11 protein-coding genes are annotated in these 11,013 nt (G+C 56.0%); all 11 read right to left on the bottom strand.

Annotation, left to right across the window (positions count from 1 at the left end; translation table 11 throughout):
* Nucleotides 1-120: 120 nt before the first annotated feature.
* Nucleotides 121-690, bottom strand: coding sequence for a UbiX family flavin prenyltransferase (locus AC790_RS19685; RefSeq protein WP_007889281.1), 570 nt, complete (start codon nucleotides 688-690; stop codon nucleotides 121-123).
* 117 nt (nucleotides 691-807) lie between these two features.
* Complete coding sequence (gene purF, locus AC790_RS19690; RefSeq protein WP_007889277.1) at nucleotides 808-2,325, bottom strand: amidophosphoribosyltransferase; 1,518 nt, start codon at nucleotides 2,323-2,325, stop codon at nucleotides 808-810.
* Between the two features lie 36 nt (nucleotides 2,326-2,361).
* Nucleotides 2,362-2,847, bottom strand: coding sequence for a colicin V production protein (cvpA, locus tag AC790_RS19695; RefSeq protein ID WP_007889274.1), 486 nt, complete (start codon nucleotides 2,845-2,847; stop codon nucleotides 2,362-2,364).
* Nucleotides 2,848-3,097: 250 nt separating this feature from the next.
* On the bottom strand, nucleotides 3,098-3,847 hold the full coding sequence (gene dedD, locus AC790_RS19700) for a cell division protein DedD (RefSeq protein WP_049852899.1): 750 nt from the start codon (nucleotides 3,845-3,847) through the stop codon (nucleotides 3,098-3,100).
* Entirely contained in the window at nucleotides 3,837-5,102 is a 1,266-nt protein-coding gene (gene folC / locus AC790_RS19705; RefSeq protein WP_049852900.1) for a bifunctional tetrahydrofolate synthase/dihydrofolate synthase, read from the bottom strand. The genes dedD and folC overlap by 11 nt, the downstream gene beginning before the upstream one ends.
* A 126-nt stretch (nucleotides 5,103-5,228) precedes the next feature.
* Nucleotides 5,229-6,137 (bottom strand): acetyl-CoA carboxylase, carboxyltransferase subunit beta, encoded by a 909-nt coding sequence (gene accD / locus AC790_RS19710; protein WP_007889268.1) that lies wholly within the window; start codon nucleotides 6,135-6,137, stop codon nucleotides 5,229-5,231.
* Nucleotides 6,138-6,269: 132 nt separating this feature from the next.
* Nucleotides 6,270-6,923 carry a DedA family protein gene (locus AC790_RS19715; protein WP_007889266.1) on the bottom strand — a complete coding sequence of 218 codons (654 nt, stop codon included), beginning with the start codon at nucleotides 6,921-6,923 and terminating at the stop codon, nucleotides 6,270-6,272.
* A 159-nt stretch (nucleotides 6,924-7,082) separates the two neighbouring features.
* On the bottom strand, nucleotides 7,083-7,889 hold the full coding sequence (gene truA / locus AC790_RS19720; RefSeq protein WP_369817632.1) for a tRNA pseudouridine(38-40) synthase TruA: 807 nt from the start codon (nucleotides 7,887-7,889) through the stop codon (nucleotides 7,083-7,085).
* Complete coding sequence (locus AC790_RS19725) at nucleotides 7,889-8,899, bottom strand: aspartate-semialdehyde dehydrogenase (protein WP_007889262.1); 1,011 nt, start codon at nucleotides 8,897-8,899, stop codon at nucleotides 7,889-7,891. Before AC790_RS19725 ends, truA begins: the two co-directional genes overlap by 1 nt.
* A 102-nt stretch (nucleotides 8,900-9,001) precedes the next feature.
* On the bottom strand, nucleotides 9,002-10,126 hold the full coding sequence (gene pdxB, locus AC790_RS19730; protein ID WP_049852901.1) for a 4-phosphoerythronate dehydrogenase PdxB: 1,125 nt from the start codon (nucleotides 10,124-10,126) through the stop codon (nucleotides 9,002-9,004).
* Nucleotides 10,127-10,183: 57 nt separating this feature from the next.
* Entirely contained in the window at nucleotides 10,184-10,963 is a 780-nt protein-coding gene (locus AC790_RS19735) for a helix-turn-helix domain-containing protein (RefSeq protein WP_049852902.1), read from the bottom strand.
* Nucleotides 10,964-11,013: the final 50 nt, after the last annotated feature.

An 11,013-nucleotide genomic window follows, 5' to 3' on the forward strand; every position in this document is an offset into this window, starting at 1 on the left:
GAGGGAAATATAACAGTGGTGTGAGGAAGAAAAAGCGACATTGTTAACTTTTGGTGCACAAGATGCACGAACAGTGATCGCGCCCCCGAATTTGCACACAGTCAGTGCATCACTGCACCATTATGCGCCGCTCCAGCGAGTGAAAAGGTCTTCCGGCAGTTCGATATCAAACTGATCGAGTACGCGATTGACGGTTTGATCGACCAAATCGCCAATTGATTGGGGACGGTGATAAAACGCCGGTACCGGCGGCATAATCAGCGCACCGAGTTCAGCTGCCGTGGTCATCATGCGCAGATGCCCCAGATGCAGCGGCGTTTCGCGCACGCACAGCACCAGCTTACGCTGCTCTTTCAGCACCACATCCGCGGCACGCGTCAGCAGGCTATCGCTGTAGCTATGCACAATACCGGAGAGCGTTTTCATCGAACACGGCGCAATCGCCATGCCGAGGGTTTTGTAGGAGCCGGAAGAGATGCTTGCGGCAATATCGCGCACGTCGTGCACCACATCGGCCATCGCTTGCACCTCACGCAGGCTGAAATCGGTTTCCAGCGCCAGGGTTTGGCGTGCGGCGGGACTGATCACCAAATGGGTTTCCACTTCCGTCAGCGGTTGCAGTACCTGCAACATCCGCACGCCGTAAATTGCGCCGCTGGCGCCGGAAATGCCAATGATCAGTCGTTTCATAATTTAGCCTTGCTGGTTCAGATTGCGGCAATGATAGCGGCTCGCTGAACAAAAATACAAAAACAAACAGGGCGGGATTGCGCCCGCCCTGCTTTTCATTCTGCCACAACGTTGAGCTTAGCCTTCGTTGTGCAGTTCCAGACCTTCAACTTCTGTCTGACGTGCAATGGCTTTAGAGTCGTCATTACGCAGCGACTGCAGATACTCAAGGTACTGCTGGTCGACATCCTTGGTGACGTAAATGCCGTTGAATACCGAACACTCGAACTGCGCGATATCCGGATTCTCTTCACGCACCGCTTCGATCAGATCGTTCAGGTCCTGGAAAATTAACGCATCGGCTTTAATCAGCTGACGAATCTCTTCCACTTCACGACCGTGCGCGATCAGCTCAGTAGCGCTAGGCATATCAATGCCGTACACGTTCGGGAAACGAATTTCCGGCGCTGCAGAAGCCAGGTAAACCCGCTTCGCACCCGCTTCACGCGCCATCTCGATAATCTGCTCCGAGGTGGTGCCACGGACGATGGAGTCATCCACCAACAGTACGTTTTTATCGCGGAACTCGGCACGGTTGGCGTTCAGCTTGCGGCGAACCGCGCTGCGACGCAGCTGCTGGCCCGGCATGATAAAGGTGCGGCCAACATAGCGGTTTTTCACGAATCCCTGACGATAAGGTTTATCGAGGATACGGGCAATTTCCAGCGCAATATCGGTTGAGGTTTCCGGAATCGGAATCACCACGTCGATATCCAGATCTTCCCACTCGCGGGCAATTTTATCACCCAGCTTGGTGCCCATACGCACACGGGCGCTGTACACCGAGATTTTGTCGAGGAATGAGTCCGGACGCGCAAAATAGACGTACTCGAACAGGCATGGATTGGTTTTCGGGTTTTCCGCACACTGACGGGTAGAGAGCTGGCCCTGCTCGGTGATATACACCGCTTCGCCCGGCGCTACGTCACGAATGAACTCGAAGCCCAGCGTGTCCAGCGCAACGCTTTCAGACGCAACCATGTATTCCGTGCGGCCGTCGGCAATGACGCGTTTGCCCAGCACCAGCGGACGAATACCGTTGGGATCGCGGAAAGCGACCATACCGTGGCCGATAATCATAGAAACGACCGCGTAAGCGCCGCGCACCTGCTGATGCACCGCCGCCACCGCAGCAAAAATGTTGTCAGCTTCCAGCGGATAGTGCTGAAAACGGTCCAGCTCCTGCGCAAAAATGTTCAGCAGGATTTCGGAATCTGAGGTGGTATTAACGTGACGGCGGCCCGTTTCGAACAGCTGCTTACGCAGTTCGTGCGCGTTGGTCAGGTTACCGTTATGCGCCAGGGTGATGCCATAAGGGGAGTTCACGTAGAAAGGTTGCGCTTCAGAGGCGCTGGAGCTGCCTGCCGTTGGGTAGCGCACATGACCAATCCCGATGTTGCCCTGTAAACGCTGCATGTGACGCGCTTCGAACACATCGCTTACCAGACCGTTGGCTTTACGCAAACGGAAGCAGTTAATAGCATCGATGGTACAAATGCCGGCGGCATCCTGCCCGCGGTGCTGAAGCACCGTTAACGCGTCATAGATTGACTGGTTTACTGGCATAAAACCGGTGATACCAACAATACCGCACATATTGTCATTTCCTCATTAGCCGCACTCCCGATGGTGTCACCGGGGTAAAAAACTCGACGTGCTTTTCAGGTAATCGAAAAACCACCTGATGATGTAACTGAACTCGGGAATAAGTTGCGACTGTTGCCAGTCGGGGCTTTTGGAAAAGCCGGTGAATGTATCGAGGAAGAACAGCATAGCAGACACGATCAGTACGCCACGCAACGCCCCAAAACAGACCCCCAACACCCTGTCGGTTCCTGACAAGCCGGTTTTTTCAACCAGCGAGCCGATCACATAGTTCACGATGGCACCCACAATCAGAGTGGCAACGAATAACACCGCGATGGCGATGCCGTTGCGAACCAGTTCGTCGTCAAAACCTGTAAACCAGACTGCAAGGTAGGCGTAATAATGACTGGCGACAAAAAACGCACATCCCCAGGTAACGAGAGATAAGGCTTCCCGGACAAACCCACGAATCAGGCTGACCAGAGCCGAAAAACCAACTACCGCAATAATGACGTAATCAATCCAGATCATGAACTCTTCCAGCCCAGTGCTATCGCACCCCTGCATCCAGTTCGGGGCGCATTCTAACAGAAAAAGAAAACGTTTGCGTAGGGTTTTCCGGTTCTGTTTCCGTAAAAAGGGCGATGAAAAAAACTTTCCTCGCCCTGTGTATTACCAGCGATTTAATCCACTGATATTTAATGATTTTATGGCCGCGCTTCGCTACAAAAATTTTATAAAGCCGCGCCTTTTACTGCCATCGGCGCGGCTTATCAACGCTTTATCGCGCGCTATACGGTTTCACCACACCACCGAGGCCGGAGATGCTTTGCAGCTCACTCAATGAACCTTGTAGCTTGGCCTTATTCGCATCCGGACCGACATAAATGCGAGTGATTTGCCCCTGCACCGGCGTTGACGGCACGGTAAAGGCGCGATAGCCCGAGAGACGCAGTTGCGCCACAATCTCACTCACTTTCGCCGCGTTCTTCAGGGCACCGAGCTGTACCACAAACGCCTGACCGGCTGGCGCTGCGGGCTCATTTTGCTTCGGCGTTTCTACCGGTTTTGGCTGCTCAACCGGCTTCGGCTGTTCGACTGGCTTCGGCTTCGGTTGCTCAACCGGTTTAGGCTTCGACTGTTCCACCGGTTTCGGTTTCGGCTGCTCAACCGGTTTTGGCTTCGGCTGTTCCACCGGTTTCGGCTGCACCTGTTGATGCACCGGCGGCGGCGTGACGACGCTGGGCTCGCTGTTCTGCGTCGGCTGTGCGCTCCCGTTGGTGGCGGTTTTACCGCTCTCCGGGTTCTGCGCCGCGCCAGCCCCTTCCGGTGGCTGCGAAGGCAGCGGTTGCGTCACCGGCGGCACCATTTCGCTATCCTGCTGATCGTCCGGTTTTGGCACCAGCGGGATGGCGGCGAACTCCTCTTTATAATGCTTTTTCTGGCCGTCCAGCAGGCCCGGCAAAACGATGACGCCAATCGCCACCAGAATAACCGTGCCGACTAAGCGATTTTGAAACTTACTTGCCACTGCCGTTCTCCGCTGCCATCGATTCCATAACCTGCGCTACGGTGTGGAAAGAACCACACACCAGAATCACATCTTCGGGACGCGCCTGCTGACGCGCTGCCTGCCACGCCGCCTCAACGTTGCGGTAAGCATCGCCGCTTTCCAGATGAGCCAACAGTTCGTCGGCCGAGGCACCTCGCGGCCCTTCGAGCGGCGCGCAGTACCAGCAATCCACCTGAGGTGCCAACGCGGCCAGCGTACCGGCAATATCCTTATCATGCAGCATGCCTACCACCGCATGCACCTGACCACTTAACGGCTCAGCGGCCAGACGTGAAGCCAGATAATAAGCGGCATGAGGATTGTGTGCCACATCCAGAATCACGCGCGGCGCTTCGCTCACCGTTTGGAAACGCCCTGGCAGAATCGCCAGCGGCAGATGCTGACGGATAATCGCTTCGCTGACCTTCAAGCCCGATGCACGTAACGCGGTAAGTGCGGTTGCAGCATTGGGTAGAGGTACCTGCGGTAACGGTAAATCACGCAGTTCACCCTTTGCATCCTGCAACATCCAGCTATTGCCGGTTTGCTGCCACTGCCAGTCGCGATTGCGCTGCAGCAGCAATGCGCCCTTCGCGGCCGCGACATCCGCAATAGTGCCCGGCATATCGTCTTCACCGACTATCGCCGGTTTGCCTGCACGGAACACGCCGGCTTTTTCACGACCGATGCTTTCGCGATCCGGACCCAGCCAATCGGTGTGATCCAGCGCGATGCTGGTGATCACCGAAACATCGGCATCGACAATGTTGGTGGCATCAAGACGTCCGCCAAGGCCAACTTCGAGAATCACCACATCGAGATTCGCCGCGCGGAACAGATTGAAAGCCGACAACGTGCCGAACTCAAAATAAGTGAGAGAAATGTCACCGCGCCCGTCTTCAATCGCGGCAAAACTGGCGCTGTGCTGCGCTTCATCCAGTTCTGCGCCCTGCACACGTACGCGTTCGGTGTAACGCACCAGATGCGGCGAGCTGTAGACGCCCACGCGATAACCGGCAGCGATTAGCAGCGTTTCCAGGGTGCGACAGGTGGTGCCTTTGCCGTTAGTACCGGCAACGGTGAAGACAAACGGAGCAGGTTTGAGCAGGTCGAGGCGTTCAGCAACGCGTTGAATACGATCCAGACCGAGTTCAATGGCCTGCGAGTGCAGATGCTCAAGATAATGAAGCCACGTGGCCAAAGGCGACGTGGCTTGAGGAAGAGAAGTATCCATGTGTCCCGTTCAAAATCAATACATCGAATAACTTAAGGTAGCTGACCATGTTGGATGCAACCTTAAGTATTCAATGTAGACGGTGCATTGGAGGAAAGAAACATCGCTGCACCTTTCCGTTGCCTGTCAGGCTTCGTTGCTCTCCGGCTCAGCCACATCAGGCTGATTACCATCCTGCAGCGGCGCTGGCAGGTTCATCATTTTCGCCAGCAGGCTTGCCAGCTTAAAGCGCATTTCCGGACGACGGATGATCATGTCGATCGCGCCTTTCTCAATCAGGAACTCACTGCGCTGGAAGCCCGGCGGCAGCTTTTCGCGCACGGTCTGCTCGATAACGCGTGGACCGGCAAAGCCAATCAGCGCTTTCGGTTCCGCCACGTTGAGATCGCCCAGCATCGCGAAGCTGGCAGAAACGCCGCCCATCGTTGGGTCGGTCAGCACGGAGATGTACGGCAAGCCGCGCTCCTGCATTTTCGCCAGTGCAGCACTGGTTTTTGCCATCTGCATCAGCGACTGCAGCGCTTCCTGCATACGTGCACCGCCTGACGCAGAGAAGCAGATCAGTGGGCAGTTGTCTTCCAACGCCTGCTCAACGCCACGCACAAAGCGCGCACCAACCACAGAGCCCATTGAGCCGCCCATAAAGGAGAACTCAAACGCGACCGCGACAATCGGCATACCGTGCAGCGTGCCTTTCATCGCCACCAGCGCATCTTTCTCGCCAGTGTCTTTTTGCGCGGCAACCAAACGGTCTTTGTACTTCTTGGAATCGCGGAACTTCAGCAGATCCTTCGGTTCCAGCTCGCTACCCAGCTCAACCAGCGAACCTTCATCCAGCATGCTATGCAGACGCTCACGGGCGTGCATGCGCATGTGATGGTCGCACTTCGGGCAGACCTCGAGGTTACGCTCCAGCTCGGCGCGGTATAGCACCTGTCCACAGCTATCGCACTTGGTCCACACCCCTTCCGGGATGCTGGCTTTGCGCGTTGGCGTGGCAGTGCTTTTATTCAGTATGCGTTCAATCCAGCTCATTGATGACCTTTCTATTTAATGCTGACCTGGTCCAGTCTTCTCATTGCTGCTGAAATCACCTTCAGCAGGCCGTAAATGTCGCTCATTAAACCACAACCCGTTCACGCTGTGGATAAAAATCTGGTAACGAGCTTACTGTGACTTCTGCTGGCGGCGATGACGCCACACTTCAATTACGCCTGGCAGTATTGAAACCACGATGATGCCGACAATCAGTAGCTTCAGGTTCTCCTGCACAATCGGCAAGTCGCCAAACAGGTAACCGGCGTAAGAGAAGAGCAGTACCCACAGCAGTGCACCCGTTACGTTATAGAGCGCGAAGTGGCGATAAGACATATGTCCCATCCCCGCCACAAAGGGGGCAAAGGTTCGCACGATTGGTACAAAGCGCGCAAGTATAATGGTTTTGCCGCCGTGGCGATCGTAGAACGCATGGGTTTTATCGAGGTAGCTGCGACGGAAAATTTTCGAGTTCGGGTTACTGAACAGCTTCTCACCAAACAGACGCCCAATAGTGTAGTTCACCGCATCACCGAGGATGGCGGCGATCACCAGCAGCGTTACCATCAGATGCACGTTGAGATCGTTACCCGGCAAGGCCGCCAGTGCACCTGCCACGAACAGCAGCGAATCGCCGGGCAGGAATGGCGTGACCACCAAACCGGTTTCACAGAACAGAATCAGGAACAGAATGGCGTAAATCCACACGCCGTACTGCGCCACCAGCTCGGCCAAATGCACATCAATATGCAGAATAAAATCGACCAAAAAGTGGATAAACTCCATATAACGACAACTCCCCGATACCCGTCATACTTCAAGCCGCAGCTTCGTTAGCTGCGGGCGCTCACCTCGATCACTTACTGGAGTAAGCGCCCGAGGATTCACCCACTTGCCGCCTTGCTGCCGCTCGAATTATTTAGGGTATACATCCTAGATTAATGGTTAATCCGCGAGGAACAACGGTCCCAACGCAGGCTGAGGTAATGCAAAGTGGGATGGATAATCCACCGCCACCAGATAAAGTCCCTCGGCTTTGGCCGTCGCCGCCGCCAGCTTACGATCTTTGGCTGCCAGCAAGGTCGCCATCCACTCTTCCGGCTGATTGCCCGTGCCGATTTCCATCAGGCTGCCCACAATATTGCGTACCATATGGTGCACAAACGCATTGGCTTTGATGTCGACCACCACGTACGGTCCATGACGCGAAACGTTGAGATGCATCACGTTGCGCCACGGGGTGCGTGACTGGCACTGCACCGCACGGAACGAGGTGAAATCGTTCTCACCAATCAGCGCCTGGCCAGCGCGCTGCATCTTCTCCACATCCAGCGGGTGGTAATAATGGGTGATGCCATTACCTAAAATCGCCGGACGCAGCCGATGGTTATAAATCACGTAGCGATAGCGACGCGCGGTAGCGCTAAAGCGCGCATGGAAATCGTCCGGCACCCCTTTCACCCAACGTACCGCGATGTCATCGGGCAGATTGGCGTTAACACCGAGCGTCCAGGCTGCATCAGCGCGCGGCGAGGTGGTTTCGAAATGCACCACCTGCCCGGTACCGTGCACACCCGCATCGGTGCGGCCGGCGCAGAACACCACTACCGGATGATCCGCCACCTTCGACAGCGCCTTTTCGAGCTTTTCCTGCACGCTGCGCACTTCATTTTGTCGCTGCCAGCCGTAGTAACGGCTGCCATCGTACTCAATACCCAACGCCAGCTTAAGCGTCTTACCTTCAGGCAACATTAATAGAAATACTCCTGCACCAGCTTCTCGGCCGTTTTCACCGCCATCAGTGCGCCGCCAAAGCGGATGTTGTCTGCCACAGACCAGAACTGCAGCAGCTCCGGAATGCCGTAATCATTGCGCACGCAGCCAATGCTCAGCACGTCGCTGCCAGATGCATCGCCCACTTGCGTTGGATAATCGCTCTCTTCACTCAGGTTGATATCACCAGAGCGGCCGAGTTCATCGCGCGCTTCTTCTGCCGACAGCGGACGCAGATTCTCCACATGCACAATCTGCGCATTGCCGTAGAACACCGGTGCCTGCACGCTGCTGACCGCAATCGGCAAACCTTCGTCCTGCAGCACCTTACGCACCTGCTCAACCACGCGACGCTCACTCTCCACGCTGCCGTTGTTGTCAGCCAGCAGCGGCAGAATGTTGAACGCCAGTTGGCGACCAAAATAGTGCTGCTCGGCAGGCACGCCGTTCAGCAAGCGCGCACTTTCACCGGCCAGACCATCAACCGCCGCTTTACCGTGGCTGGAAGCGGCAATCAGGTTGGTCACCTGCAAACGGCTCAGACCAGCCAGATCCACCAGCGGTTTAATGGAGCACAGCAGCTGGCTCACCAGGCTGTCGGCCACGGTAATGATGTTACGGTTGCGATAATCCGCCAGCACCTGTGGGTTCACATCTGGCACCACCAGCGGCACATCCGGTTCAAGCGCGAACAGATCGCTGCTATCAATCACCAGACAACCCTGGCTCGCTGCTTCTTCGGCATAGCGAGCCGAAGCTTCACGTCCGGCGGTGAAAAACGCCAGCTGCACCTGCGTCCAGTCAAACTCGGCCGCATCCTGCACCAGCACGGTACGCCCCTCAAAACGTTTGTTCTCACCGGCACCGTTTTCACTCGCCAGTAAATACAACTCACCAACCGGGAACTGGCGTTCCGCCAGCAGTTCCAGTACAGCGTTCCCTACTGCGCCTGTTGCGCCCAGTAGCGCGATATTCCAGCCGTCAGACATGTTGGTTTACTCCAGACAATGACACAAAAACAGAAGGCGATGAAAACATCGCCCGAGATTTAGGAATTATCCCCCGCATTTTTGCAGGTGATTGAAATATCTTTACAAACTGGCGCGAAAGCCCAGTTGATTGAGCATCGCCGCCGTTTCGGCATCATCGCAATTCACCTGCAGCGATGACCACTCGCGACGCTCTTCATACTGCTTGCGCAGGCGATCAAACTCGCCCGGCTTTGCTGCCACTTTGCGCAGTGGCGCATCGTCGCGGCGCACATCATACACCAGATGCACTAAGCGTTTTAGCGTTGACTGATCGAGCTTACCGCGCAGGGTAATCGCGCCAAATTCGGGCGCAGGCAGCAGACTCTCAAGTGCAACTTGCTGCGGCTGACCGATAAAGTCGCACCAGGCTTCAAACACCTGCGTGGTACCGCGCGCTTTACCTTCCAGCGTGTAACCGGCGATATGTGCAGTGGCGATATCGACTTTATCCAGCAGGTCGAGCGACAAGTCCGGCTCCGGCTCCCACACATCCAGCACCACGCTAAGATCGTGACGCATCTTCAACACTTCCAGCAGCGCGGCGTTATCTACCACCGGACCGCGACAGGCGTTGATTAAAATAGTGTTGGGTTTAAGCGCCATCAGCAGTGCCGCATCGGCCAGATGCCAGCTCTTATACGGGCCATCTTTAAACAGCGGCGTGTGGAAGGTCAGGATATCGGCCTGCGCCACCAGCTCATCGAGAGAATGGAAGGTTTCCTCATCGCCGCGATCGGCGCGCGGAGGATCGCACAGCAAGGTTTTCACACCCCACGCCGCAAGACGCTTTTGCAGACGACCACCCACATTACCCACGCCAACAATACCCACCGTGCGATCGCGCAGTTCAAAGCCATCGCGCTCCGCCAGCAGCAGCAGCGAGGAGAAAACATATTCCACCACTGCAATGGCGTTACACCCTGGCGCAGCAGAGAAACTGATACCCGCCGCCGCCAGCGATGCATCATCAATATGATCGGTTCCCGCGGTCGCGGTGCCGACAAACTTCACCGGCGTGCCAGCCAGCAGCGCCGCGTTCACTTTGGTAACCGAACGTACCATCAATCCGCTGGCATCCTGCAGCTCCGCTTCCGGCAACGGACGTCCCGGCACCGCTAACACATCGCCGGTGCGGCTGAACAGTTCACGGGCATAAGGCATATTTTCATCGACGAGAATTTTCACTGCGGCGGTCCTGTCTGGTTGAAATCAACGGGGCATATTTTGGCATAAAGCCGGGGATTAACCTAACCGACTGCGATAACGATCGGGCGTGGTTCCGGCCTGCTGCTGGAACATCACAATCAGCGCCGAAGCCGAGCTGTAACCCAGCTCATGGGCGATGCCCTGCACGCTGCAGCCCTGCTCAAGCAGCGCAATTGCGCGCAGAAAGCGTAAACGCTGCCGCCACTCGCTGAACGACATATTCAGCTGCTGCTGACAGCGTCGCGCTAACGTACGCTCGGTGGTAAACACGCGCTTCGCCCATTGTGCCAGCGTGGTGTTATCGCCGGGATGGGCTTCCAGCGCGCGCAAAATTGGCGCAAGAAATTTGTCATCCGTCATCGGTAAATAGCTGTTATGCACCGGCGCCTGCCGCAGGCGATCAATCAACACCTCGCACAAACGCCAGTCGGCCTGCGTTTGCGGCTGCGCCAATTCACGATGGGCAAAATCATTCATGATGGCGTGCGCGATGGCATCGACATGCAACAAGCAGGCTTTTTCCGGCAGGCCTGCGCAGAGATCGGCGGCAAGATTGAAGGTGCGAAAACGCGCATCGTTGTGGTTATAGCTGCTGTGGCGATGACCGGCCGGGATCCAGATCGGGATATCTGCGGGCGTCAGCAGACGATCCCCCTCCACTTCCATCTCCAGCACGTGGCTAGTGACGAAAATTACCTGCCCCCAATCGTGCGCGTGCGCCAGGTATTCGGTCTTCGCGTTGACTTCGTCGTAACGCATAAAGTAGCGCAGTAAAGGCGCATCAATCGGCGGCTGGTATTCAACTTGAAGATTCATTCTGTCCGGTCACTAACGAATATTGTCCGATTTTAACTATCTACTTTAAA

The organism is Pantoea sp. RIT-PI-b, from assembly GCF_001187905.1.
GTDB lineage: Bacteria > Pseudomonadota > Gammaproteobacteria > Enterobacterales > Enterobacteriaceae > Pantoea > Pantoea nemavictus.